Source organism: Polymorphospora sp. NPDC050346, from assembly GCF_040655695.1.
GTDB lineage: Bacteria > Actinomycetota > Actinomycetes > Mycobacteriales > Micromonosporaceae > Polymorphospora > Polymorphospora lycopeni.
In genome coordinates this window covers 88277-113982 of record NZ_JBFAKM010000018.1, presented here as the reverse complement: position 1 = coordinate 113982, position 25706 = coordinate 88277, and the positions used below count along the sequence as shown (strand labels likewise).

Sequence of the window (25706 nt, the reverse complement as noted above, 5' to 3'; positions counted from 1 at the left end):
GCCCACACGGCCCGCGCCCTTCGGCTCCATCCGACGTCCGCCCGACGCCGCCGCCGAGAACCCCGGCGCCGCCGCCACGGCCCGCCACCGCCCATGACCTCCGGGCGGCGGACGGACGCGGAGTACGAGGTACGGCCGTAGTCTGCCGACGGCCGGAGCGCCCGGTTCGCGAACCGGCATTGAACAGGCCAAAAGCGGTCGGCGTCTGGCGGAACAGTCACCGGGCGGGGGCCACCCCGCCGCTTCCGCCGACGCTCCGGCCCATCCGGCCACCGAGGCAGCGGGGGAGCCCGGCCCGCGTCCCCGTTTCGGTGGTCCGCGCCGGGGAACTCCGGCCAGTCAGACGGTGGCGTGGGCGGCCGGCGAGCGCCCGGGCGCGGTGGAGGCTCCGGAATGTCGCACGGTGACGGTGCCGCGAAGGGCGCGACGGCGCCGGCCATCCTGCGCGACTACGCGCTGCTCGCCGACGGCCACCGGGGTGCCCTGGTGGGGCCGGCGGGTGAGGTGGGCTGGCTCTGCGCGCCCGGATGGTCCGACCCGGCGGTCTTCAGCGCGCTGCTCGGCGGGGCTGGACGGTACGTGGTGACCCCGGCGGCGGACCGTTTCGTGTGGGGCGGGTACTACGAGCCGGACTCCCTGATCTGGGTGAGCCGTTGGGTCACCACGGACGGCATCGTCGAGTCCCGGGAGGCACTCGTCTTTCCCGGCGAGGCGGACCGGCTGGTGCTGCTGCGCCAGGTTCGCCCGCTGGACCGGCCGATGCGGGTGCGGGTAGTGCTTGACCCGCGCGCCGACTTCGGCCGGGAACCGGTCCGTGACGTCGCCCGGCACGGCGACCTGTGGACGGCCCGCACCGGCGGGCTGCACGTGCGGTTCACCGGCGGCGGCGATCTCCACCAGGGGCCCGAGGGCTTCCTCGCCGGTGACCTGGTCGTGCCGGGCGGTGGCCGGCACGACCTCGTGCTGGAACTGTCCACCAACCCGCTCACCGGGACCAGCCCCGAGGCGGGCGAACTGTGGCGTACGACCGAACACCACTGGCGGTCGGTGGTGCCGTCCCTGGCCGGCGCCGCGCAACGGGACGCCACCCTGGCGTACACCGTGCTGCGCGGGATGACGCGCCCCGGCGGTGGCATGGTCGCCGCCGCCACCACCGCGCTGCCCGAGCGGGCGCTGGCCGGCCGCAACTACGACTACCGGTACGCCTGGATCCGGGACCAGTCCTTCGCCGGACAGGCCGCCGCCCTGGTCGGCCGGTACGACGTGCTCGACGACGCCGTCGCCTTCGTCACCGACCGGATCCTCGCCGACGGGGACCGGATGGCACCGGCGTACACGGTGTGCGGTGGGCCGGTGCCGAACGAGCGGTCGCTGCCGGAGCTGCCCGGATATCCGGGCGCCGACGGGCGTACCGGGAACTGGGTCCGCGAGCAGTTCCAGCTCGACGTCTACGGCGAGGTGCTCATGGTGCTCGCCGCGGCGCACCGCCACGACCGGCTGGACACCGACGCCTACCGGGCCATGCAGGTGGCCGCGGACGTCATCGCCGGCCGCTGGACCGATCCCGACTCCGGCATCTGGGAACTGCCACCACGCCAGTGGACGCACTCCAAGCTCACCTGCGTGGCGGGACTGCGCGCGGCGGCCCGGTCGGCGACGGCGGAGCTGGCGGGCCGGTGGTCGACGCTGGCCGACCGGGTCCTCGCCGACACCGCGGTGCACGGGCTGTCCCCGCAGGGGCACTGGCAGCGGGCGTACGACGACGGGCGGGTCGACGCGGCACTGCTGCTGCCGGGCATCCGGGGCGCGCTGCCGGCGGGGGACCCGCGCACCGAGCGGACCCGCCAGGCGGTGCTGGGGGAACTGACGTCGGACGGCTACCTCTACCGCTTCCGGCCCGACCGCCGGCCGCTGGGTGACGCCGAGGGGGCCTTCCTGCTCTGCGGGTTCACCGCGGCACTGGCGGCGTGGCAGGCGGGGGACGTGGTGGACGCCAACCGGTGGTTCGAACGCAGCCGGGCCGCGTGCGGGCCGCCGGGTCTCTACACCGAGGAGTACGACGTGCAGCAGCGGCAGTTGCGCGGCAACCTGCCGCAGGGGTTCGTGCACGCGCTGATGCTGGAGACCGCGGTGACACTTGGCCAGGTGGACCCGTGCGGCTAGTGCTCTGACCACGAACGTTCACGGTGTGGGTCAGGCTGCCGTTCGCGCGGCGGGCTGACCCCATCGTCGTTGGCGTTCGGAGCGGATGCGAGCGCGTTCGCGGCGTTGTGCGGCCAGGACGTCGGGGTGTCGGGCGTTGGCGTTGCGCCACCGTAGATAGGCGTGGATCGCCTTGGTCGAGGACGGGTGGTTGGGCCGGTTCGACCCGGCGACGGTGAACATCCGCAGCGGCCCGAAGTGCGCCTCGATCGGGTTCGCCCAGGACGAGTACGTCGGCGTGAAACACAACTCGACCCGGTTGTGTGCCGCCCACTGGCGGATCTTCACGCCGCGGTGGGCGGACAGGTTGTCCAGGATCACGTAGATCGGTGCCCCGTCGGGGCGGGCCCGGCGGATCGTCTTGAGCGCGGCCAGGGTGTTGGTCGCGGACTTGCGCCGTCGTACGACGCCCCAGAGGGTGTCGTCGCCGATGCTGTAGCAGCCGTGGAACTGCCGCACCCCGTGCAGCTTGTGATAGTTCGCGGGGAGCCGGTCGGGGTGCCCGGCCGGTGCCCAGGTCGCGCCGCCGTGCGGGCGGATGGTCAGCGGCCCGAACTCGTCGAACGCGAACGTCCGGTCCGGGAACTCGGTCATGACCTGTTCGATCCGGGCGAGTTTGGTGGCTTTGGCGGGGTCGTTGGACTCCTTCCATGTCTTCGTCCGTTGGAAGGTGATGTCGTGCTTACGCAGTAGTTGCCGGAGTCGTTCCCGACCGACCTGGACCCGGCGGGGGCCGGGATTGTGGGCGAGGTGGTCGGCGAGTTTGCGCAGGCTCCACCGGGTGAACGGCTGGCCGAGGGCTTCGGGTCGGGTGTTGGCCGTCGCGACGATGAACGCTTCGTCGTCTTCACTGATCAGGCGGGGACGGCCACCCGCCCACCGAGGGTTCAGACAGGCCATGCCCATCTCGTTGAACCGGTGGATGACCTGCCGGACCGAGTCCTCGTCGGCCTGGACCAGCCTTGCGATCACCGGCACGGTGTTGCCGCCGGCCGAGGCGAGCACGACCATCGCCCGCCGCAACCGGATCGCCGACCCGGTCCCTCGTCTGGTTATTCGCAGCAACTGCTGACCTTCCTGGTCAGACAGCCGCCGCACACGCACGGGTTCTGCCACCGGCACAGCCTGAACGCAGACACGCCGCCCACCCCGGAGGCTGAGCGGCGTGTCATCCAACACCGTGAACGTTCGTGGTCAGAGCACTAGCGGCCGGCGCTCAGGCCACCCGGTATCCCTCGGCCCGCCCGGTGCGGAACTCCAGCCCGGTGCCGGGCCGGTCCAGGACGACGTCGACGCTGCCGCCGGTCGCCGGCCCCGCCCCGTCGAAGAGCATCGACTCGACGCGTACGTGGTCGTGGAACCACTCCAGGTGCCGCAGGTTCGGGGTGGCCGCCGCGACCGCCAGGTGCTGGTGCGGTGCGCAGTGCGCGGAGACCTCCAGGCCGGCCGCCTCGGCGACCGCGGCCGCCCGCAGGAAGCCGGTGATCCCGCCGCAGCGGGTGACGTCGATCTGGAGGCAGTCGACGTACGGCGCCATCCGGTGGAAGTAGACCAGGTCGAAGCCGTACTCGCCGGCGGCCACGTCCGGCCCGACCCGGTCGCGGACCAGCCCGAGACCGGCCAGGTCGTCGGAGCTGACCGGCTCCTCGAACCAGCGCACGTCCAGGTCGGCGGCGGCACTCGCCACCCGGATCGCCTGCTTGCGCTGGTACGCGCCGTTGGCGTCGACGTACAACTCGGCGTCGTCGCCGATGGTCCGTCGCGCGGCGGCCATCCGGGCCAGGTCCCGGGGCACCTCGGTGCCGCACGATCCACCGATCTTGATCTTCACCCGGGGGATGCCGTCCCGGTGCACCCAGTCGGCGAGCTGCCGCTGCTGCTGCTCGTCGTCGTACGTGGTGAAACCGCCGCTGCCGTAGACCGGCACCCGCCGGCGGGCGGTGCCGAGCAGCCGGGCCAGCGGCAGGTCGTGCCGGCGCGCCTTGAGGTCCCAGACGGCGCAGTCGGCGGCGGACAGGGCGAGTCCCGCGATCCCGGGCCGGCCGGCGTTGCGCAGGTTCCGGCGCATCGCCGACCAGACCGCCGGCACGTCGTCCGGCTCCAGGTCGGTCAGCGCCGGGTCGAGCAACTCCGGCACCGCGGCCGCGACGGCGGACGGCCCGTACGTCCAGCCGGTGCCGGTGTGCCCGTCGGCCTCGGCCCGGACCAGGACGAGGGTGGTGCTGGTCCAGGCCAGGGTGCCGTCCCCGCCCGGGAGGTCGGTCGGCAACCGGTACGCCGCCGCGGACAGCCGGATCACCGTCGTCGCCGGGCGGCCCGTACGGCGAGCGCGGCGGCCGGCCCGACGGCGGCGAGCCCGGCGAGCCCGGCGGCCATCCACCCGGCCCGCCGGGACGGCGGCCCGGGCCGGTCGCCCCAGCCGGACTCCGGCGGATCCGGTACGGACCCGTCGCGCAGCCCCGCGCGCAGCAGTTCGGCCAGGTGGATCGGCGACCGGCCACCGGCCGCGCCCTGCTCGACCTGGGTACGGCAGCTGAATCCGTCGGCCAGGATGACGTCGGTGGCGGCGGCGCCCCGGACGGCGGGCAGCAGCACCCGCTCCGCGCACGCCTGGGACACCTCGTAGTGCCCGCGCTCGAAGCCGAAGTTGCCGGCCAGCCCGCAGCAGCCGGAGTCCAGGAGGTCGGCGTCGACGCCGGCCGCGGCCAGCACCGCCCGGTCGGCGGCGGTGCCGAGGATCGCGTGGTGATGGCAGTGGGTCTGCACCAGGGCGTGGGCCGGCACCCGCGGCGGCCGCCAGCCCGGGCTGTGGTCGTGCAGCAGCTCGGCGAGGGTGACGGTCTGCTCGCGCAGCCGGGTGAAGTCGTCGTCGCCCGGGAAGAGTTCGTGGGCGTCGCTGCGGAACACCGCGGTGCAGCTCGGCTCCAGGCCGACGACCCGGGTGCCGGCCCGCAGGTACGGGCGCAGCGTGTCCACGGTGCGCCGCAGCACCCGCCGGGCGACCCCCAGTTGCCCGGTGGAGATCCAGGTCAGTCCGCAGCACACCGTACGGCCGGGCACCCGTACCCGCCAGCCGGCCGCCTCCAGCACCTCGACCGCCGCCCGGCCGACGCCGGGGTGGAAGCGGTTGTTGAAGGTGTCCGGCCACAGCACCACCTCGCCGCGTGAGCCGTCCCCGGCCGGCGTACGGCGGGCGAACCAGCGCTGGAACGACTCGGCGGCGAAGACCGGGATGTCCCGGCGCGGGTCGATCCCGCCGGCCAGCTTGGCGAGCCGGCCGAGTCCGGGCGCGTGCGCGGCGGCGTTGACCGCACGCGGTGCGAGACCGGCGGCGGCCGCCACCACCGGCAGCCAGCCCATCGAGTAGTGCGAGCGGGGCCGCAACCGGCCGGCGTAGTGGTGGGACAGGAACTCCGCCTTGTAGGTGGCCATGTCGACGTTGACCGGGCAGTCGGCCCGGCAGCCCTTGCAGGCCAGGCAGAGGTCGAGGGCGTCGCGGACCGCCGTCGAGCGCCAGCCGTCACCGATCGTGCCGCCGCGGCCCGTGCCGTCGAGCATCTCGAACAGCAGCCGGGCCCGGCCCCGGGTGGAGTGTTCCTCCTCCCGGGTGACCATGTAGGACGGACACATCACCCCGCCCTCGTGGCGCCGGCACTTGCCCACGCCGACGCACCGCAGGACCGCGTCGCCGAACTTCCCGTCGTCGTCGGGGTAGGCGAACATCGTCTCGACCTCGCCGTGGTCGTAGTCGATGCCGAGCCGCAGGTTGCTGTCGAGCGGGTACGGGGGCATGATCTTGCCCGGGTTCATCCGGTCGTCCGGGTCGAAGATCGCCTTGAGCTGGCCGAACGCCCGGGTCAGTCGTTCGCCGTACATCCTGGGCAGCAGTTCGCCACGGGCCTGGCCGTCGCCGTGCTCGCCGGAGAACGACCCGCCGTGCGAGGCGACGAGGTCGGCGGCGCGTTCCAGGAAGGACCGGAACTGCCGTACGCCGTCGGCGGAGCGCAGCCGGAACGGGATGCTGGTGTGCACGCACCCCTGCCCGAAGTGCCCGTACAGGGAAGCACCCTGGTAGCCGTACTCCTCGAAAAGCTGCTGGAGGCCCCGCAGGTAGGCGCCGAGCCGGTCCGGGGCGACCGCGGAGTCCTCCCAGCCGGGCCAGGTGTGGTCCGAGTCCGGCATCCGCGCGGTGGCGCCCAGCGCCGATTCCCGGACGGCCCACATCCGCTTCTCGTCGACGGGATCGGCGAACTCGTGCACCCGCGGCCCGCCGTCGCGGCGCATCGCGGCGATCAGCCGGTCGGCCGCCGTCCTCGCCTCCTGCGGCGTGTCGGCGCCGAGCTGCACCATCAGCCAGGCGCCGCCCTCGGGAAGGTCGTGCAGGGCGCGCGGGTGCAGGTGTTTGCGTCGTTCGAGGTCGACGAGCTTGTCGTCGATCCCCTCCAGGGCGATCGGCCGGTGTTCCAGGACCTGGGGTACGTCGTCGGCGGCGGTGGCGATGTCGGGATAGCTGAGGAACACGATGGCGTTGGCCTTGACCACCGGGACCAGTCTCAGCCGGGCCCGCAGGACGGTGACCAGGGTGCTCTCCGAGCCGACGAGCGCCTGGGCGACGTGGAAGTCCTTCTCCGGCAGGAGGCTGTCGAGGTTGTAACCGGAGACCCGGCGGGGGATGTGCGGATAGCGGGCCCGGATGTCGGCCCCGTACTCGTCGCACAGTGCGCGCAGTTGCCGGTAGATCTCCGCCTTCCGGCCGCCGTCGCGCTGGATGCGGTCGTACTCCGCGTCACCGGTCGCGCCGACCCACATCCGGGTGCCGTCGTAGAGCAGCACCTCCAGTTCGACGACGTTGTCGACCACCTTCCCCGTACGCTGCGCGGTCGAGCCGCACGAGTTGTTGCCGATCATGCCGCCGATGGTGCAGTGGTCGTGTGTCGCCGGGCGCGGCCCGTACTCCAGGCCGGTCGGCCGCAGCCGCGCGTTGAGCTGGTCGAGCACGATGCCCGGCTCGACCAGGCAGGTCCGGGCGTCGGCGTCGACGTCGAGCACCCGGTGGCAGTACTTCGACCAGTCCAGCACCACGGCCGTGTTGGTGGACTGTCCGGCCAGGCCGGTGCCGCCACCCCGGGAGACCAGCGGCGCGTGGTGCCGGCGGCAGACGGCGACCGCCGCCACCGCCGCCTCGACGGTACGGGGTACGACGACCCCGAGCGGCACCTGCCGGTAGTTGGAGGCGTCGGTCGAGTACGCGGCGCGCGATCCGGCGTCGAAGCGCACCTCGCCGTCGACCTCGGCGCGCAGGTCGGCCGCGAGCGCGGTCAGGTCGACGTCCCGGCCCGGGCCGGGCGGGCGCAGGACCGGGCTGGGCAGCGGCTGCGGGCTCACGGTCGGCACCCGCTGGTCGTGTCGCCGGTGGCGGTCACCCACCGGTGCGGGGGAGTGGTGCCCACCGTCGCATCACCGAGCCTGTCCAGGTCCACCACGCCGACCGCCCTCTCCGTCACCGGTGCCGCGTCGTACCCGCCCACCGCCCGGCGAAACGGCCGGCCCGCAGTTGGCACGGGCGGTCGGCCCGGCGCTCCGTCGGAACGGGGAAGCTCGCGGTGGAAGCCGTGAAACGCTAATACCCTGCGGTTATGGCTACCCGGGGGCCCGCGCGGCGCGAACCCGTCCGGCCGGCCGGGGGGCGACGCCTGTCCGTCCTCGCCTTCGTCGGCCTGGTCGTCGTCTACCTCATCGTGTTGCACGGGCTGGCGTTGATCCTGACCAGTGGCCTGGTGACCAGGTACGCGGCGCCCGGGACGCTGAACGAGATGTGGCGCGGCATCACGCTGCCGGAGGCGGTCTCGGTCGTCCTGGTGGTGGCGGTCATCTCGTGGCTGCGCTGGTGGCCGCCGGTCCTGCGGGACGACCGTCCGGTCCAGCGCTGGGTCGTGGTCGTGCCCGTCGGCATGGCGGCCTGCGCCGTCGTCGTGACCGACTACGCCGCCCTCGCCGGCAAGGGCGCCGCCTTCACCCTGACGCTCCTGCTCTCCGCGGCGCTGATCGGCGTCGGCGAGGAACTGATGTTTCGCGGGCTGGGCGTGACCGTCTTTCGCGCCAACGGCTTCCGGGAGGGAATGGTCGCCCTGTGGTCCACGGTCATCTTCGCCGTGGCCCATGCCGCCAACCTGCTCACCGAGGGCGCCGGAGCCTTCGTCCAGGTCCTGACGACCATGGTCGCCGGCTACTTCCTCTACCTGATCCGGCGCCGGTCGGGAGGCATCGCCGTGCCGGCCGTCATCCACGCCATGTGGGACTTCTCCCTCATCTCGGGTCAGGTGAATCCGGACCGGCCCTACCCGCTCTCGCTCCTGGCCATCGTCACCATGGTGGTCCTGGCGATCGTCGTGCTCGTACGCCGGCACCACATCGAACCGACCCCGGTTACCGGACCCGGCCGGGTCCGGTAACCGGACGGCGCCGTGAAAACGGCGTCAAGAAACGGCTCCCGGGCGTCATCGTCGCGTTATGGCCCCTGTCCACCCGATCGCGGGCGGCGTATTCGTTGTCACGCGGCCCGAAACGGGCGCGAAAAGGGTTCGGTCAAAGGAGTCAGCGTGTCCGACGTGGTGTTCGTGCTGTTGACGGTGGGGCTGTTCGCGGCCCTGGCCCTCGTGGTGCGGGGCGTGGAGAAACTGTGAGCGTCGTCAACTCCGTCGGCCTGGTGCTGGCGATCGGACTGGCGGTATTCCTGGTCGCCGCACTGCTCTTTCCGGAGCGTTTCTGATGACCACGACAACGGCCGGCGTCATTTTCGTGGTGTCGTTGGTGGTGGCCCTGGTCCTCGCCTACCGCCCGGTCGGCGACCACCTCCACCGCGTGGTCTCCGGCACCCGGCACTCTCGCGTCGAGCGGGGCATCTACCGCCTGGTCGGGGTCGACGCGACGGCCGGACAGACGTGGGGCGTCTACGCCCGTGGCCTGCTGGCGTTCTCGGCGGTGTCGATCCTGTTCCTGTACGCGTTCCAGCGCCTGCAGGACCACCTGTGGCTGTCGCTGGGCTTCGACCCCGTCGTACCCCACGGGGCGTGGAACACCGCGGTGTCGTTCGTGACCAACACCAACTGGCAGTGGTACTCGGGCGAGTCGACGATGGGCCATCTGGTGCAGATGGCCGGCCTGGCGGTGCAGAACTTCCTCTCCGCCGCCGTCGGGATGGCGGTCGCGGTCGCCCTGCTGCGCGGGTTCGCCGGTGGCCGTACCGGCGAACTCGGCAACTTCTGGGTCGACCTGACCCGGATCACCCTGCGCGTCCTGCTGCCGGTCTCGGTCGTCGGCGCGCTGGCCCTGATGCTCGGCGGCGTGGTGCAGAACCTGTCCGCCGGCACCGAGGTGACCACCCTGACCGGCGGCACCCAGCTCGTCCCCGGTGGCCCGGTCGCCGGCCAGGAGGTCATCAAGGAACTGGGCACCAACGGCGGCGGCTTCTACAACGCGAACAGCGCCCACCCGTTCGAGAACCCGACCAGCTGGACCAACTGGCTGCAGGTCTTCCTGATCCTGCTGATCCCGTTCAGCCTGCCCCGGGTCTTCGGCCGCATGGTCGGCCAGCACCGGCAGGGCTACGCGATCGCGGCCGTCATGGCGATCCTCGCGTTGGCCAGCGTCGCGCTGACCAACGTCTTCGAACTGACCGGGCACGGCACGGTGCCGCAGGCGGTCGGGGCGGCGCTGGAGGGCAAGGAGACCCGGTTCGGGATCTCGAACTCGGCGACCTTCGCCGCCGCGACCACCCTGACGTCGACCGGCGCGGTGAACTCGTTCCACGACTCGTACACCGCACTGGGCGGCATGGTCCCGCTGGTCAACATGATGCTCGGCGAGGTCGCGCCCGGCGGCGTCGGTGCCGGCCTGTACGGCATCCTCGTCCTCGCGGTGATCACCGTGTTCGTCGCCGGCCTGATGGTCGGCCGCACCCCGGAGTACGTCGGCAAGAAGATCGGCGCGCGGGAGGTCAAGCTCGCCTCGCTCTACTTCCTCGTCACCCCGGCCCTGATCCTCGCCGGCACCGCCGCCGCCTTCGCCACCGGCAACGCCTCGACGGCACTCAACGTCGGCCCGCACGCGCTGTCCGAGGTGCTCTACGCCTTCACCTCGGCGAGCAACAACAACGGCTCCGCGTTCGCCGGCATCACCGTGAACACGCCGTGGTGGAACACCGCCCTCGGCCTGTGCATGCTTCTCGGTCGGTTCCTGCCGATCATCCTCGTGCTGGCGCTGGCCGGCTCGCTGGCCGGCCAGCGGCCGATCCCGGCCTCCGCGGGCACCCTGCCGACCCACCGGCCGCTGTTCGTCGGGATGGTCGCCGGGGTCACGGTGATCCTCGTGGCGCTGACCTTCCTGCCCGCCCTCGCGCTCGGCCCGCTGGCCGAAGGGCTGTGACCATCGTGAGAGGAAAGGCCATGACCACGACCACGCCGGCGCCGCCCGGCGCCGGCACCACCGGTACCACCGCTACCGCCGGCGCACCGGTCACCCGGGGCCGGGCCGGCGGTAGCCTGCTCGACCCCGGGCAGTTGATCCGGTCGCTGCCCGACGCGCTGCGCAAGCTCGACCCGCGCACCCTGTGGCGCAACCCGGTGATGCTCGTCGTCGAGGTCGGCGCGCTGTTCACCACCGTCCTCGCCGTCACCGACCCGTCGGTGTTCGCCTGGTCGGTCACCGGCTGGCTGTGGCTGACCGTCGTCTTCGCCAACCTCGCCGAGGCCGTCGCCGAGGGGCGCGGCAAGGCCCAGGCGGCGACCCTGCGGCGGGCGAAGAAGGACACCGTCGCCACCCGCCTGGTCGGCTGGCGGCCGGGCCAACCGGCGAACCGCCACCGCGAGGAGACGGTGCCCGCACCCGAACTTCAGCGGGGCGACGTCGTCCTGGTCGAGGCAGGGGAGATCATCCCCGGCGACGGCGACGTGGTGGAGGGCATCGCCAGCGTCGACGAGTCCGCCATCACCGGCGAGTCCGCACCCGTGATCCGCGAGTCCGGCGGTGATCGCAGCGCGGTCACCGGAGGCACCCGGGTGCTGTCCGACCGGATCATCGTCAAGATCACCCAGAAGACCGGGGAGAGCTTCATCGACCGGATGATCGCCCTGGTCGAGGGCGCCGACCGGCAGAAGACCCCGAACGAGATCGCGCTGAACATCCTGCTGGCCGCGCTCACCGTCATCTTCCTGCTGGCCGTGGTCACCATCCAGCCACTGGCGATCTTCGCCAAGGGCCACCAGGCCGCCGCCCCCGACACCCCGGCGATCACCGACGGCGGCGTCACCGGCATCGTGCTGGTCGCGCTGCTGGTCTGCCTCATCCCGACCACCATCGGGGCGCTGCTGTCGGCGATCGGCATCGCCGGCATGGACCGCCTCGTCCAGCACAACGTGCTGGCGATGAGCGGCCGCGCCGTCGAGGCCGCCGGCGACGTCGACACCCTGCTGCTGGACAAGACCGGCACGATCACCCTCGGCAACCGGCAGGCCGCCGAGTTCCTGCCGGTCGGCGGCGTCGACGCGGCGACCGTCGCCGACGCGGCACAGCTGTCCAGCCTGGCCGACGAGACCCCGGAGGGCCGGTCGGTGGTGCTGCTGGCCGGGACCGCCTTCGGGGTGCGCGCCCGGGAACCCGGCCTCGTGCCGCGGGCCACCTTCGTACCGTTCACCGCCCAGACCCGGATGAGCGGTGTCGACCTCGACACCGGCGGCGGTGCCCGTGCCGGCCGCCGGATCCGCAAGGGCGCCGCCGCCGCGGTGATGAAGTGGGTACGCGACAACGGCGGCCACCCGACCGGCGAGGTCGGCGACCTCGTCGAGGCCATCAGCGGCACCGGCGGCACCCCGCTGGTCGTCGCCGAACACGTCGACGGCGAGCCCGCCCGGGCGCTCGGCGTGATCCACCTCAAGGACGTGGTCAAGGCCGGCATGCGGGACCGGTTCGCCGAGATGCGCCGGATGGGCATCCGCACCGTCATGGTCACCGGCGACAACCCCCGTACGGCGAAGGCGATCGCCGACGAGGCCGGCGTCGACGACTTCCTCGCCGAGGCGACCCCGGAGGACAAGCTCGCCCTGATCCGCCGGGAACAGGAGGGCGGGCGGCTGGTCGCGATGACCGGCGACGGCACCAACGACGCCCCCGCCCTGGCCCGCGCCGACGTCGGCGTGGCGATGAACACCGGTACGTCGGCCGCGAAGGAGGCCGGCAACATGGTCGACCTCGACTCCGACCCGACCAAGCTCATCGAGATCGTCGAGATCGGCAAGCAACTGCTGATAACCCGCGGCGCGTTGACCACCTTCTCGATCGCCAACGACGTCGCGAAGTACTTCGCGATCATCCCGGCGATGTTCGCCGGCATCTACCCGAGCCTGGACGCGCTCAACATCATGCGACTGGCCGGCCCCGAGTCGGCGATCCTGTCCGCGGTGATCTTCAACGCGGTCGTGATCGTCGCCCTGGTCCCGCTCGCCCTGCGCGGCGTACGGTACCGGCCGGCCAGCGCATCCGAACTGCTGCGCCGCAACCTCTGGCGGTACGGCCTCGGCGGCCTGATCGCGCCGTTCGCCGGCATCAAACTCATCGACCTGATCGTCCAGTCCATCCCAGGGATCTCGTGATGCGCCTTCCCAACTGGCTCGCCCGACACCTTGCCGCCCTCCGGGCCGTCCTGGTCCTCACCGTCCTACTCGGCCTGGCCTACCCGCTGGCCCTGGTCGCCGTCGGCCGGCTCCCCGGCCTCGCCGACCGGGCCGACGGGTCGCTGATCAGCGCGGGCGGTCGGACCGTCGGCAGCGCGCTGATCGGGCAGTCGTTCACCGACGTCGACGGCAACCCCGTCCCGCGCTACTTCCAGTCCCGTCCCTCGGCGGCCGGCGACGGCTACGACCCGACCGCCACCGCCGCCAGCAACCTCGGCCCGGAAAGCGTGGTCGACACCATCGCCACCGACCCCGCGGACTCCGGTCACAGCCTGCTCACCCAGGTCTGCGCCCGCAGCCTGGCCGTCGCGGAACTCGACGGCGTCGACGGGCGGCGGCCGTACTGCACCACAGACGGCGTCGGCGCCGTGCTGGCCGTCTTCCGCGCCGACGGGTTCACCGGACCGGTCGTCAGGGTCGTCAGCGTCAACCAGGTCGCCCCCGCCGCCCCGTTCCTGGCCAGCTACGAAGGGGTGCCGGTCGAGCTGGCCCGGCCGGGCCACGACTACGTCGCCGAAGGCGGCGTCGTCACCCCGATCCGCGGCGACGCACCCGACGAGCCGGCCGTACCCGCCGACGCCGTCACCGCCAGCGGCAGCGGCCTCGACCCGCACATCTCGCCCGCGTACGCCGAGATCCAGGTGGCCCGGGTCGCGCGGGAACGCGGCGTCGACCCGGCGCGGATCCAACGCCTGGTCGACGAGCACACGCGGGGGCGGGGACTCGGCTTCCTGGGCGAGCCGGTGGTCGACGTGCTGCGCCTCAACCTCGCCCTCGACCGGCGGTATCCCGCACCCTGACCGGCACCGCCGGGTGGGCCGCCGGCCCGTGTACAGCCTGGCGGCGTGGGTCCGGTGGGACGGCCGCGTGAACAGGAAGGATGGGCCACGTGCCCAGGGGAGAACTGCGCATCTACCTCGGAGCCGCCCCCGGCGTCGGCAAGACCTACGCCATGCTCGAGGAGGCGCGGCGGCGGGCCGGGCGTGGCACCGAGGTGGTGGTCGGCCTGGTGGAGACGCACGGCCGTCGCCACACCGCGGCGATGATCGGCGACCTGGAGGTCGTACCGCGCCGCACGGTCACCTACCGCGGGGTCGAGTTCAGCGAGATGGACCTCGACGCCGTCCTGGCCCGCCGCCCCGAGGTCGCGGTCGTCGACGAACTCGCGCACACCAACGTGCCCGGCTCCGCCAACGAGAAGCGCTGGCAGGACATCCAGCGGCTGTGCGACGCCGGCATCACCGTCCTGTCCACGGTCAACATCCAGCACCTGGAGTCGGTCAACGACGTCGTCGCCCAGATCACCGGTACGACCCAGCGCGAAACCGTCCCCGACGAGATCGTGCGCACGGCCGAGCAGGTCGAACTGGTCGACATGACCCCGCAGGCGTTGCGGCAGCGGATGGCGCACGGCAACATCTACCGCCCGGACCGGATCGACGCGGCGCTGGGCAACTACTTCCGGGTCGGCAACCTGACCGCGCTGCGCGAACTCGCCCTGCTCTGGCTCGCCGACAAGGTCGACGACCAACTCGACGCCTACCGCGCCCAGCACGGGATCTCCGACACCTGGGAGGCCCGGGAACGGGTCGTCGTCGCCCTGACCGGCGGACCCGAGGGCGAGACCCTGATCCGGCGGGCCGCCCGCGTCGCCGCCCGGAGCAAGGGCGCCGACCTGCTGGCCGTACACGTGGCCCGCAACGACGGCCTCGCCGGCGCCGACCCGGCCCAACTCGCCCGGCAGCGGGTCCTGGCCGAAAGCCTCGGCGGCACCTACCACCAGGTTCTCGGCACCGACATCCCGGCGGCCCTGCTCGACTTCGCCCGCGGCGTCAACGCCACCCAACTCGTGCTCGGGGCCAGCCGGCGGGGCCGCTTCGCCCAGCTCCTGTCCCCGGGGGTCGGGGTCACCACCACCGCGCTGTCCGGGGCGATCGACGTACACCTGGTGACCCACCCCGAGGCGGGCCGGGGCCGGCGGGCGGCCCGGATGCCGGCGGCCCTGTCGAGGCGCCGCCAACTGCTCGGCTTCGCCCTCACCGGTGCCGGGATGCCGCTGCTCACCCTGATCCTGACGGTGCTGCCCGACCTCACCCTGACCAACGACATCCTGATCTTCCTCGCGGCCGTCGTCGGGGTCGCGCTGGTCGGCGGGCTGTGGCCGGCCCTCGTCGCCGCGTTCGGCGGATCCCTGCTGCTCAACTTCTTCTTCACCTCGCCGTACCACACCCTGACCATCGCCGAGGCCGAGAACCTGCTCGCCCTGGCCGTCTTCGTCGGGGTCGCCCTCGCGGTCAGCGGCGTGGTCGACATCGCCGCCCGGCGTACCCGGGAGGCCGCCCGGGCCGCCGCCGAGGCACAGACCCTGGCCACCGTCGCCGGCAGCGTCCTGCGCGGCGAACGCCCCCTGCCCGCCCTGCTCGACCGGCTCCGCGAGACGTTCGCCCTGCGCGCCGTCAGCGTGCTCGAACTCGCCGCCGACGCCGAGGGGCGCCCGGGGCGGGCGCGGGAGGAACAGGCGTGGCGGATCGTGGCGAGCGTCGGCGACACCCCGGCCGGCACCCCGGACGCGGGGGAGACGGTGGTACCGGTCGACGAGCGGCTCACCGTCGTGCTCTGCGGGCGCCGGCTGGCGGCCGCCGACCGGCGGGTCGTCGAGGCGTTCGCCGCCCAGGCGGCCGTCGCGCTACGGCAGGAACGCCTCGCCGAGGAGGCGGCCACGGCGCGACCGCTGGCCGAGGCCGACCGGATGCGTACGGCGCTGCTCGCCGCCGTCAGCCACGACCTGCGTACGCCGTTGGCCTCGGCCAAGGCGGCGGTGTCCAGCCTGCGCAGCCATGAGGTCGAGTTCGACGACGACGACCGCGAGGAACTGCTCGCCACCGCCGACGAGTCCCTCGACCGGCTGCACCGGCTGGTCGCCAACCTGCTCGACATGAGCCGCCTGCAGGCCGGCGTGCTCGGTGTCACCGCGACCGCCATCGGGCTGGAGGACGCCGTACCCCGGGCGTTGGACGAACTCGGTCCCGGCGCCGCCGACGTCACCACCGACATCCCCGCCGACCTGCCCGCCGCCCTGGCCGACCCGGGCCTCCTGGAACGGGTCCTGGTCAACGTCGTCGCCAACGCCCTTCGGTTCAGCCCACCCGGCCAGCCGCCGGCGGTCACCGCCAGCGCCCACGCCGGTCAGGTGGAACTCAGGGTGATCGACACCGGCCCGGGCATTCCGGAGGACGAGTGGGAACATGTCTTCCTGCCGTTCCAGCGGCTCGGCGACCGTGACAACACCACCGGGGTCGGCCTCGGCCTCGCCCTGTCCAGAGGAATGATCATGGCGATGGGGGGCGGCATCACCCCGGAAACCACCCCGGGCGGCGGCCTGACCATGGTGATCCGCCTACCCGCCGCACCCGTACCGGGCGCGCCACCGGGGCCACCGCGATGACCCGCGTCCTGGTCGTCGACGACGAACCGCAGATCCTGCGTGCCCTGCGCATCAACCTGCGGGCCCACGGCTACGACGTCGAGGTCGCCGACAGCGGGGCGGGGGCGCTGCGGGCCGCCGCCGGTCACCCGCCCGACCTGGTGGTCCTCGACCTCGGCCTGCCCGATCTCGACGGCGTCGAGGTCATCCGGGGGCTGCGCGGCTGGACCGCGGTGCCGATCATCGTCCTGTCCGGCCGGGTCGGCAGCCAGGACAAGGTCGCCGCGCTCGACGCCGGCGCCGACGACTACGTCACCAAGCCGTTCGGCGTCGACGAACTCCTCGCCCGGATCCGTGCGGTCACCCGCCGGATTGCCACGCCCCCGGGCGATCCGGGGGCGCCGGCCACCGCGACCCACCGGATCGGATCGCACACCGTCCACCTCGCCGACCACCTGGTCCGGCACGACGACGGCACCGCGGTCCGGCTCACCCCCATCCAGTGGGCGATGCTCGAGATGCTCCTGCGCCACCCCGGCAAGCTGGTCAGCCAGCGCCAGCTCCTGCAGGAGGTGTGGGGACCGGCGTACCACAACGAGACCAACTACCTGCGGCAGTACATGGCCCAGCTGCGGCGCAAGCTGGAGGACGACCCGGCCCGTCCCCGGCACCTGATCACCGAACCGGGCATGGGCTACCGCTACCGTCCCTGACCGGCCGGGCAGGTCGCCGCGGCCACCTCCGGCGCCGGCCGCGGGTCGCGGCCGGTGTCACGCGGTCGTGTCCGAGTGGACCTCGACGTCGTAGACGAGCCGGACCGGCCGCCCGTTCGTGATCCCGATGAAGACCGGTTCCGCGGCGGGGGTACGGCCACGCCGCCAGACCTCGTCGCGGGCCGCGTTCCTGGACTCGTGGTGGATCTTTCCGGCCCGGTGCAGCTCCAGCACCCGACGTGCCGTGTACCTGTCGCTGTCGATCTGTATCCGCATCAGAGGCATCGGCCGGCACTCTCCTGAACGGTGAACAGTTAACTTATCGTCGTTAAGTTACCTGAGGAACGTACTAGAGTGGCCCGGGTGAACGCGACCGAATTGGGTGGGCCGCCCGACGGCGGGCGGGAGGGGCGACGTGCCCCGGACGCCGGCACGGTCTGGCTCCGCGACGAGCCGGCCCGCCCCCGCCGCGCCCGACCGCTGACCCGGGAGCGCATCGTCGGGGCCGCCGTGACCCTCCTCGACGAGAAGGGCGCCGACGGGCTCACCATGCGGCATCTCGCGCAGCGCCTCGCGGTCACCTCCACCGCGCTCTACTGGCACGTGAAGACCAGGGACGACGTCCTCGACCTGGCCGTCGACCAGATCTTCGGCGAGGTACGGCTCCCCGACGCCGGCGACGACTGGCGGGCCGACGTACGCGCGCTGACGTCCGGGTGGCGTGCGGCCATGCTGCGCCATCCCTGGGCACCCAGCCTCGTCGGGCGGCCGATGCTCGGACCCAACGTCCTCGCCCGCACCGAGTTCCTGCAGGCCGGGCTGGCCCGTGGCGGCTTCACCGGGGCCCGGCTGGCCGTCGTCACCCGGCTGCTGGCCAACTACGTCATCGGCGCGGCGCTGACCGAGGCCACCTGGCACCGGACCGACGACCCCGACGCGCGGGCCGCGGCCCGGCGACACATCGCCACCGATCCGGCCGCCTACCCCACCCTCGTGGCCTCCGGCCATCTCGACGACGGCCGGTGGAACGACGACGAGCTGTTCGAACGCGGCGTCGACGCCATTCTCGCGATCCCGCCGGCGGGCTAGGTTCCCGCTACGCCCGGACGGCCGGTGGGGCGGGAGACGACGTACCACGCGACGGTGGCGAGGACCGCGACGACACCGCTGAACAGGAACGGCGCCTCGACACCGGCCACCGAGGCCAGGCCACCGCCGAGAAGCGCCCCCACCGCGGCGGCGCTGAACGACAACGTACGGCCGGCCGCGGTGACCCGCCCCAGCAGTTCGCCGGGAACGGAACGCTGGCGCAGGGAGACGGCGGTCACGTTGAGGACGGCGAACGACCCGCTGGTGACCACGACGACGAGCACGGCGGCCCAGAGATCGGAGACGAACAGCAGCAGGGCGGGCACCCCGGCGGTCACCAGCAGCGACCAGGTCAGCACGACACGATGGCGGCGGCCGCCCACCAGCCGCTCCGCGACGAACGCCCCGAGCAGGCCACCGAACGCACCGGTGGCGAGCAGGACGCCGTAACCGACCGCGCCGGCCTGGAGGTTCTCCCGGGCGTAGAGCACCAGGATCGCGAACCAGGCACTGTCGGCGGCGGCGACCGCCGCGCAGACGGCGGTCAGCGTACGCAGCATGCGGTGGCGCACCAGCCACCGCAGACCCGCCCGGACGCCGTCCTTCACCACCGGTGCCGTCGTCCCCGCCGTACGGGCGGCCAGGCTCAACGGCAGGGACAGCACGAGCATGACCGCCAGGGCCAGCGACGCCCCGTTGACCGCGAACGGCAGCGCGGCACCGGCGACGAACAGCGCCGCGCCCACCGGCGGCCCGACGAACTCGTTGCCCACGATCTCCCCGGCGACGAGGCGCCCGTTGGCCCGCTCCAGCAACGGCTTGGCCACCAGGCCGGGGATGGCGGTCTGGGCGGCGGTGTCGCGCAGCGTCTCACCGACCCCGAGCAGGAAGCCGGTGGCCAGGACGAGCGGCAGCGACGCCCAACCCGTCGCCACCGCGACCACGAGGGTGGCCAGGACGAGCACCCGCCCCAGGTCGGCCCAGACGATCAGCGCCTTCGCCCCGCGCCGGTCGGCGAGCGACCCCGCGAGCAGGCCGGTGACCAGCCACGGCAGTGCCTGTGACGCGGTCACCGCCGCCACCCCCAGCGGGCTGTCGGTCAGCGACGCGGCCAGCAGCGGGAACGCCGCCAGCCGGATGCCGTCGCCGACGTTGGCCAGCGACGCGGCACCCCAGAACGTCCAGAACGGACGTCCCAGTGATTTCGACTCCATCGTGCCCCCGTCCCACCTCGTCGAACGGTGATCATCGTCGCACGGGTCCCGCCCGGGCCCCGCCCCCCGGGCGTACGGTCCCCGACTTCGGGCGGCCCACCGCGGGGAGGGCCGATCGGCGTGTCAGGATCAGGCGCCCGGCGCGCGTCGCGCGGGGGAGAGGCCGACACGACAGGAGGAGCCCGAGGATGTCCGACGCCTGGGTCACCGACGACGATCTGCGCGCGGCGCGGCTGCGGTTCACCGAGCGGATACCGGGGTTCGTGCTGCCGGCCGCCTTCACCGTGGCCCGCCGGGACGCCACCGGGCTGACGTTCGGGCACCTGAACGGAGTCGGCGAGGTACGACCCCTGTCGGCCGTCGTGCTCGCCTCGGTCTGCGACTACGTGGCCACGACCGGCGTCTTCCCGCTCGACCGGGAACGGCTGGCCGACGCGGTCGGGCGGCTCGCCCCGGCCGAGGCGGCCACCCACCTGCCGCACCCCAACCTGTGGTCGTGGCGCGAGCTGCTCGCCGGGGCGGCGCCGGACAGCACCTTCGTCGCGATCTTCGTCGCCGATGCCGGGGACCGGCCGGTCGACCCGGACGACGCCCAGTTCCGGCGGTTGCTGGCGGGCTGAGTCCCGCGCCGTTGCCGGCCCGCGTCGCTTCAGGTCCGGCGCTGCCTCAGGCCGGCGCTGCTCCAGGCCCGGCGGCGTCTCAGGTCCGGCGCCGGGCCGCCTTGCGGGCCCGGTAGGCGCTGACCGCGGCCCGGTTTCCGCACCCGGCCTCGCAGAAGCGGCGGGACCGGTTCTTCGACAGGTCGACCAGGACGTTGCCGCAGTCGGGGAAGGCGCAGATCCGCAGCCGGCCCAGTTCGCCGGCACGTACGACGTCGACCAGGGCCATGGCGGCCTCGACCGCCATCCGCGACGCCAGCGGCGCGTCGTCCGGCGTGGCGTGCAGGTGGTAGGGCCAGTCGTCGTGCCGGACGAGTCGTGGCAGGGCGTTCTCCTCGCGGAGCAGGGCGTTGACGATCGTCACCACCTCGTCCTCGTCGGCCTCCCAGAGCCGGCGCAGCCGGGGACGCAGGTCCCGTACCGCGTGCAGGTCGGCGTCGGTGCGGGGCGGGCGGCCGGTCCACTGGTAGGTGGCGTAGAACGCCTCGAGGGCCGCGAGGTCGGGCAACAGTTCACCGTCGCCTCCGGCGGTGTTCACCAGGGCCGCGGTTGCCGTCAGGGTCACCTCTGTGTCATGAGTGAAGAACACCTTGACTCCTGTCAGGTCGCGCCTCTAGCGTCATCCGCGTAACGGGGCTTCGCACATTACCTCGAGCTGAAGGTGAGCCATGCACACCCGCCGCACCGCCGGCCTCGGACTCGGCCTGGCGCTGCTGTCCGCGCTCGCGTTCAGCACCTCCGGTCCCTTCGCCCGGTCGTTGATCGACGCCGGCTGGTCCGCCGAGGCCGCCGTCGCCACCCGGGTCGGTATCGCCGGCCTCATCCTCGCCGTGCCGGCCGCCGTCGCGCTGCGGGGCAGGTGGCGTGTCCTCCGACGCAACCTCGGCATGGTCGCCGTCTTCGGCCTCCTCGGCGTCGCCGCCGCCCAGGTCGGGTTCTTCAACTCGATCCGCTACCTGCCGGTCGGCATCGCACTGCTGATCGAATACCTCGGCGTCATCCTCGTCGTCGTCTGGATGTGGGCCGTACACGGGCAACGGCCCCGCCTGCTGACCGTCGGCGGCTCGGTCGCGGCCGTACTCGGCCTCGCCCTGGTCCTCGACCTGGCCGGCGGTGGCGACGGCCTCGACCCGGTAGGTGTGCTGTGGGGACTGTTCGCCGCGGTCGGTCTCGCCGGCTACTTCGTCCTCGGCGCCCGCGTCGACAGCGCCCTGCCCGCGACGGCGATGGCCAGCGGCGGCATGGCCGTCGGCTCGGCCACCCTGCTGCTGCTCGGCGCCGTCGGCCTGCTGCCGATGCACGCCCACTTCGGCACGGTCACGTTCGCCGGCCAGTCGACCAGTTGGCTCGTGCCGATCCTCGGCCTCGCCGTGGTCGCCGGTGTCGTCGCATACGCGACCGGGATCGGCGGGGCGCGGCTGCTCGGCGCCCGGCTGGCGTCGTTCGTCGGGCTGACCGAGGTGCTCTTCGCCGTACTGGTCGCCTGGCTCCTGCTCGACGAACTGCCGACGGTCGTGCAACTGGTCGGCGGGGCCCTGATCCTCACCGGCGTCACGCTGGTCCGCCTCGACGAGCCGAAGCCGCGCCCAGACCCGAAGGACCCCGACGGTACGCCGGCCCCGGCGATGACCGCCGGCTAGCCGGACCCGGTCCGGGCGGCGTCGGCCCCGAACGTGGGCTAGCTGGCGGAGAGCGAGCCTCGCTCGCCGCGGGCGCCTTCCCCCGCTCGCGCCGAACCCTCGCCGGGCAGGACGGCACCACGGTTTCCGCGCAGGGTGGTGAGCGCGATGATCGCGGTTGTCGCGGCGATGACGGCGCAGGTGAGGCCGATCGCGTTGAGTCCGTTGGTGTATGCCGTCGCGGCCGCGGACAGCAGCTCCGCGGCGGTATCGGGCGGCAGGTCCCTGGCGGCGGTGACGGCACCTTCCATGCTGCCCCCGGCGGCTCCTACGGCGGTCGCCGGCGTGCCGTCGGGCACGTCGACCGACTCACGGTAGACGGCGGCGCCGAGGCTGCCGAGCATGGCGACGCCGAGCGCAACACCCAGCTCACCGCCCATCGACGAAAGGGCCGCCGCCGATCCGCCCCGCTCCGGCGGGGCGGCTCCGACGATCAGGTTCGTGCCGAGTGCACCGACGGTGCCGACGCTGATGAAGACGATCACGAAACCGACTATCAGCGTCGGCACTCCGCCCGGCGTCATTCTGTGTCGTGTCGGACCGGCGTCAGGGTGAGCGGCACCGGCGGCACCGCCGACACGTGCGGTACCGGTTACGGTTCGACGCGCATCTGTATCGATTACGACGGTGACTACGTCTTCGTCTACGACGGCGAGGCCGACGGCGGCTCGGGACTGGCGGAAATCTACTCCAGTTCAGGCAGTTACGACTTCAGGTACTGCCGTAACGCGCACGGGGCCGGCACGTGGGCCAGGTGCAATTTCGACTGGCCCGAGGATGCCACCAAGAGGGTGTACGGCGGCGTGCCGTACTCGTACACCAACCACCCTACGAGCTCCGAACTCTGGCATTTCACCGGAGCATGGTTCTGGATCCAGTGAACCTTTCCGGCCAACGAGGAACAGCGAAGACCTCGGGCACGCGGCGTCGCTCGGTCGGCGGCATGACTGGGCGGTCCTCGTCCCTATGGGCCGGGTTCACGGTGCGGCGGTCAGCGAGACGAACTGTGCTACCTCGCGCATTCCGAGCCCTGCGTAGAGGTGACGTGGCACCGGATAACCGTCGTCGCCACGGGCGCCGACGATCGCCTGGGTCGCGCCGAGATCGCGGGCCACTCGCATGATCTCGCTGCACAAGGCCCGGGCCAGGCCGCGCCTGCCGTGACTCGGGTCGGTCCCGACCGGCTCGAAGAGCACGCACCCAGACACGACGTCCAGCCAACCCAGTCCGAAGGCGGCGAATGAGCCATCTGCCGCCACGGCGACCATGTCAAGCTCACTACGGTAGACCGGCGAGGTCATCACGGCTCGATGCTTGACAACCGAGTAGGTCGAGTCGGGCTCCTCGCCGGTCACCGGCAGGCCGAGCATCCCCTTGATTCGGGCTGGTGCCCAGGACCGGCGGTGCACTTCGACGCGTTCCGCGAGTTCGTCGTCACGGACAGAGCGGATCTCATAGCCGCTGGCGACGCCGCAAGCAGCCAGGTCTGAAAGGTCTGCCAGACTCCGCCACAGCTGCACGAACCACGGCCCTGCGGCCTCACGAAGGCCACACCGACCCAGGGCGTCGACAAGGGCCGTGTCCTGGCGGGAGACCTCCACCGTAAGCCTGGGTGCGACGTTGAGCAGGTCGTCGACCGCGTCGGCGCGCTGTGCGGGAGTCGCGTCAGGCGCAATGTGCAGGGATACTTCCGCAGGCTGATCGGACGCTTCGGACCACCACACATCCGCGAACCCCACGAGGGGATCACCCCAGGCGAGGGTGGCATCAGGAACCACACTGCCGTCCCCACGGGCGTGGGCCCAAGCGACATTGCCGACGTGCAGACGCTGCCGAGGGTTCCACGTTCGTTGGACGCAAGCCAGACGTTCATCGAGATCGGTCCTGTTCACGCAGCAAGTTGGCCCGGGTGGGAATCGTGTAGTCAAGCAGATTTATCCGTACGGCGACGAGGTTTCCACGAGCCGATCGAGCGTCACCTCGGCCTGAACGAATCCGGCCCGGAGCGGGTCGGCCCCACGCCGACGGCGGAAGCCCCTGGACCCCGTTCTTCCGATCACGGATTCGCGGTACGGCCCGCCACCGGGGGCAGCTCCAGATCGGATCGAGCCGGCGAGCGGACGGCAGCATCGGCGCGCCGGCCTACTCGATCGACGTGCCCGTCGCCCTGCGCCCGGGCTTTGCCGCCGGCGCGGTCTGGTTCGTCGCCGGTATGTCCCAGCCGGTGATGTCGCACTGACCGTGCTGGTTGTTGCCGGCGGCGACGACTGTTCCGTCCGCGCGTAGTCCGAGGGTGTGGGTGGACCCGGCCGCAACAGCGACGACATCCCGCCAGTCGGCCACGTCGCACTGGCCCAGATCCGTACTTCCCACGGCCACGACCCGGCCGGTCGCGGTGACGCCCACGGTGTGATAGCTCCCGGCCGCCACCGCCACGACGTCGCGCCAGGCACTGACGTCACAGGCTCCCGCCGATTGATCCCCCACCGCGAAGACGCGCCCGCCGTTGGTGAGACCGACCGTGTGAAGGTAACCGGCAGCAATGGCGGCCATGTCACACCAGGCGGCAACCGCGCACTGCCCGCGGCGATCGTTCCCGACCGCAACGGCAGTCCCGTCGGCTCTGAGGCCGACGGAATGCCAGTCACCACAAGCCAACGCGACAATCTCACGCCACTGGCCTACGTCGCATGCTCCCTCGCGAAGCCGTCCCGTCGCCAGCACGGTGCCGTCACCAACCAGCCCCAGGGTGCGGCGCCAACCCGCGGCGACAGAGGTCACGTCGCGCCAGGACGCGACGTCACACTGCCCGTCACCGTTCCACCCCGTCGCGATCACGGTTCCATCCGCGCGCAGGCCGATGCTGTGGGACCGCCCGGTGTTCGACGCCGCATGCACGTTGCCCGCCGCCACGGCGACCACGTCGACCCAGTCCTCGACGCGACACTCGCCAGAGGTCCCGTTGCCGGCCGCGACGACGGTGCCGTCGGCACACAGCCCCAACGAGTGCCGTCGTCCAGCGGCGATGACAGGACCCCTCATGAGCACATCATTCCGGATCACCTGCCCCCGGGCAGGTCCAGCCCGCTCCATGCCCCTAGCTGATGAGCGTCACCCCTGAAGCCGTCGAGAGCCCGGCGCCGCAGAACGCACCCATCGACATGCTGATAATTGTTCGGTCATGGCTGAGGATCAACCGAGCGCGGTTCGGCGCAGACTTCCAGAGGGAACGCGGGTCGCGGAAGCGGTCATCAGGTATCCCGCGGGTGTCGGCCGAGTGGGTGTAGGACGGGGCAGGACATGGACCAGGGGACTCGCGACGAGTTGCTCGGCCGGCTGGCTGAGGCGGTCGGGTCCGTCACCGTCACACACCCGACGCGGGTTGCCATCGACGGAGCGCCCGCCGCCGGCAAGACCACGCTCGCCGACGAACTGGCGGTCGTCTTGCGCACACAGGGCCGCGACGTCATCCGCGCCACGATCGACGATTTCCTCTTCCCCCGGGCACAGCGCTACCCGCGCGGCGAGTACTCGGCCGAAGGCTGCTACTTCGACACCCACGACCACGACGCGCTGAACCGGGTCCTGCTCGATCCGCTCGGCCCGGGCGGAGATCGACGCTTCCAGCACGCGGTCTACGACCGCACGGCGGATACCGCGCTGTCCCCGCCGGTCATGACTGCCCCCGCCGACGCCGTGCTGGTCTTCGACGGCGTCTTCCTCATGCGTCCGGAACTGATTGACCGGTGGGACCTGCGCATCTTCGTGTCGACCGCGCTCGAGAAGACCGTGGATCGTGCCGTGATCCGAGAGCGCCGGGTGTCATCCAGGGCCGAAGTCGAACGGCGCTGGCGCGAGCGTTACATCCCCTCCCAGCAGCTCTACTTCGCTACGGTCCGCCCGACCGATCACGTCGACATCATCGTGCACAACGACGAGCCCCAGCAGCCGGTCTGGGCGACCCAAACACACTGACCGCACCGGCCCGGGAGCGTCGCT

The 25706-nt window shown here is 72.4% G+C and carries 22 protein-coding genes; 13 read left to right on the top strand and 9 right to left on the bottom strand.

What is annotated here, in order from left to right:
- Positions 1-393 precede the first annotated feature (393 nt).
- Positions 394-2163: a glycoside hydrolase family 15 protein gene (locus tag AB0I42_RS20005; protein WP_357539030.1), complete on the top strand. Its 1770-nt coding sequence runs from the start codon at positions 394-396 to the stop codon at positions 2161-2163.
- A gap of 30 nt (positions 2164-2193) precedes the next feature.
- On the opposite strand, the gene AB0I42_RS20000 is transcribed toward AB0I42_RS20005, so the two are convergent.
- From AB0I42_RS20000 to AB0I42_RS19990, 3 genes are all read right to left on the bottom strand, one after another.
- Complete coding sequence (locus AB0I42_RS20000; RefSeq protein ID WP_357539029.1) at positions 2194-3318, bottom strand: IS630 family transposase; 1125 nt, start codon at positions 3316-3318, stop codon at positions 2194-2196.
- A gap of 100 nt (positions 3319-3418) precedes the next feature.
- Complete coding sequence (locus AB0I42_RS19995) at positions 3419-4501, bottom strand: enolase C-terminal domain-like protein (protein WP_357539028.1); 1083 nt, start codon at positions 4499-4501, stop codon at positions 3419-3421.
- On the bottom strand, positions 4498-7587 hold the full coding sequence (locus tag AB0I42_RS19990; protein ID WP_357539027.1) for an FAD-linked oxidase C-terminal domain-containing protein: 3090 nt from the start codon (positions 7585-7587) through the stop codon (positions 4498-4500). Before AB0I42_RS19990 ends, AB0I42_RS19995 begins: the two co-directional genes overlap by 4 nt.
- A gap of 251 nt (positions 7588-7838) precedes the next feature.
- On the opposite strand from AB0I42_RS19990, the gene AB0I42_RS19985 reads away from it, so the two are divergent.
- The 7 genes from AB0I42_RS19985 to AB0I42_RS19955 all read left to right on the top strand — a co-directional run bounded on the left by AB0I42_RS19985 (position 7839) and on the right by AB0I42_RS19955 (position 17066).
- On the top strand, positions 7839-8654 hold the full coding sequence (locus AB0I42_RS19985) for a type II CAAX endopeptidase family protein (protein ID WP_357539026.1): 816 nt from the start codon (positions 7839-7841) through the stop codon (positions 8652-8654).
- Between the two features lie 227 nt (positions 8655-8881).
- Positions 8882-8971, top strand: coding sequence for a K(+)-transporting ATPase subunit F (kdpF, locus tag AB0I42_RS19980; protein WP_212817665.1), 90 nt, complete (start codon positions 8882-8884; stop codon positions 8969-8971).
- A complete protein-coding gene (kdpA, locus tag AB0I42_RS19975) occupies positions 8971-10626 on the top strand; it encodes a potassium-transporting ATPase subunit KdpA (protein WP_357539025.1) in 1656 nt (551 codons plus the stop codon). The genes kdpF and kdpA overlap by 1 nt, the downstream gene beginning before the upstream one ends.
- Before the next feature lie 20 nt (positions 10627-10646).
- Positions 10647-12848, top strand: a complete 2202-nt coding sequence (kdpB, locus tag AB0I42_RS19970; protein WP_357539024.1) for a potassium-transporting ATPase subunit KdpB — start codon at positions 10647-10649, stop codon at positions 12846-12848.
- Positions 12848-13729 carry a potassium-transporting ATPase subunit C gene (locus AB0I42_RS19965; protein ID WP_357539023.1) on the top strand — a complete coding sequence of 294 codons (882 nt, stop codon included), beginning with the start codon at positions 12848-12850 and terminating at the stop codon, positions 13727-13729. Before kdpB ends, AB0I42_RS19965 begins: the two co-directional genes overlap by 1 nt.
- A gap of 89 nt (positions 13730-13818) precedes the next feature.
- Entirely contained in the window at positions 13819-16374 is a 2556-nt protein-coding gene (locus AB0I42_RS19960; RefSeq protein ID WP_357539022.1) for a DUF4118 domain-containing protein, read from the top strand.
- On the top strand, positions 16371-17066 hold the full coding sequence (locus AB0I42_RS19955) for a response regulator (protein ID WP_357539021.1): 696 nt from the start codon (positions 16371-16373) through the stop codon (positions 17064-17066). Before AB0I42_RS19960 ends, AB0I42_RS19955 begins: the two co-directional genes overlap by 4 nt.
- 57 nt (positions 17067-17123) lie before the next feature.
- Here the strand turns inward: AB0I42_RS19955 and AB0I42_RS19950 are convergent, their stop codons facing one another.
- The gene (locus tag AB0I42_RS19950) at positions 17124-17342 is read right to left on the bottom strand and encodes a hypothetical protein (RefSeq protein ID WP_357539020.1); all 219 of its coding nucleotides are present in this window, start codon (positions 17340-17342) and stop codon (positions 17124-17126) included.
- A gap of 87 nt (positions 17343-17429) precedes the next feature.
- On the opposite strand from AB0I42_RS19950, the gene AB0I42_RS19945 reads away from it, so the two are divergent.
- Positions 17430-18155: a TetR/AcrR family transcriptional regulator C-terminal domain-containing protein gene (locus AB0I42_RS19945; RefSeq protein ID WP_357539019.1), complete on the top strand. Its 726-nt coding sequence runs from the start codon at positions 17430-17432 to the stop codon at positions 18153-18155.
- Here the strand turns inward: AB0I42_RS19945 and AB0I42_RS19940 are convergent.
- The gene (locus tag AB0I42_RS19940) at positions 18152-19369 is read right to left on the bottom strand and encodes an MFS transporter (protein ID WP_357539018.1); all 1218 of its coding nucleotides are present in this window, start codon (positions 19367-19369) and stop codon (positions 18152-18154) included. The genes AB0I42_RS19945 and AB0I42_RS19940 overlap by 4 nt on opposite strands.
- Before the next feature lie 188 nt (positions 19370-19557).
- Here AB0I42_RS19940 and AB0I42_RS19935 point away from each other — a divergent pair, with 188 nt between their 5' ends.
- The gene (locus tag AB0I42_RS19935) at positions 19558-19989 is read left to right on the top strand and encodes a hypothetical protein (RefSeq protein ID WP_357539017.1); all 432 of its coding nucleotides are present in this window, start codon (positions 19558-19560) and stop codon (positions 19987-19989) included.
- Positions 19990-20068: 79 nt separating this feature from the next.
- Here AB0I42_RS19935 and AB0I42_RS19930 read toward each other — a convergent pair whose 3' ends face one another.
- Positions 20069-20617 carry a CGNR zinc finger domain-containing protein gene (locus AB0I42_RS19930; RefSeq protein WP_357539016.1) on the bottom strand — a complete coding sequence of 183 codons (549 nt, stop codon included), beginning with the start codon at positions 20615-20617 and terminating at the stop codon, positions 20069-20071.
- Positions 20618-20696: 79 nt separating this feature from the next.
- On the opposite strand from AB0I42_RS19930, the gene AB0I42_RS19925 reads away from it, so the two are divergent.
- Positions 20697-21668 carry an EamA family transporter gene (locus AB0I42_RS19925; protein ID WP_357539015.1) on the top strand — a complete coding sequence of 324 codons (972 nt, stop codon included), beginning with the start codon at positions 20697-20699 and terminating at the stop codon, positions 21666-21668.
- Between the two features lie 38 nt (positions 21669-21706).
- Here AB0I42_RS19925 and AB0I42_RS19920 read toward each other — a convergent pair whose 3' ends face one another.
- Positions 21707-22192: a hypothetical protein gene (locus tag AB0I42_RS19920; protein ID WP_357539014.1), complete on the bottom strand. Its 486-nt coding sequence runs from the start codon at positions 22190-22192 to the stop codon at positions 21707-21709.
- Between the two features lie 66 nt (positions 22193-22258).
- Between AB0I42_RS19920 and AB0I42_RS19915 the strand changes: the two genes are divergently transcribed.
- Positions 22259-22588, top strand: coding sequence for a hypothetical protein (locus AB0I42_RS19915; protein WP_357539013.1), 330 nt, complete (start codon positions 22259-22261; stop codon positions 22586-22588).
- A 96-nt stretch (positions 22589-22684) separates the two neighbouring features.
- On the opposite strand, the gene AB0I42_RS19910 is transcribed toward AB0I42_RS19915, so the two are convergent.
- The gene (locus AB0I42_RS19910; protein WP_357539012.1) at positions 22685-23446 is read right to left on the bottom strand and encodes a GNAT family N-acetyltransferase; all 762 of its coding nucleotides are present in this window, start codon (positions 23444-23446) and stop codon (positions 22685-22687) included.
- Positions 23447-23849: 403 nt separating this feature from the next.
- Positions 23850-24749: a hypothetical protein gene (locus AB0I42_RS19905; protein WP_357539011.1), complete on the bottom strand. Its 900-nt coding sequence runs from the start codon at positions 24747-24749 to the stop codon at positions 23850-23852.
- A gap of 258 nt (positions 24750-25007) precedes the next feature.
- Here AB0I42_RS19905 and AB0I42_RS19900 point away from each other — a divergent pair, with 258 nt between their 5' ends.
- Complete coding sequence (locus AB0I42_RS19900) at positions 25008-25682, top strand: cytidylate kinase family protein (protein ID WP_357539010.1); 675 nt, start codon at positions 25008-25010, stop codon at positions 25680-25682.
- Positions 25683-25706 lie beyond the last annotated feature (24 nt).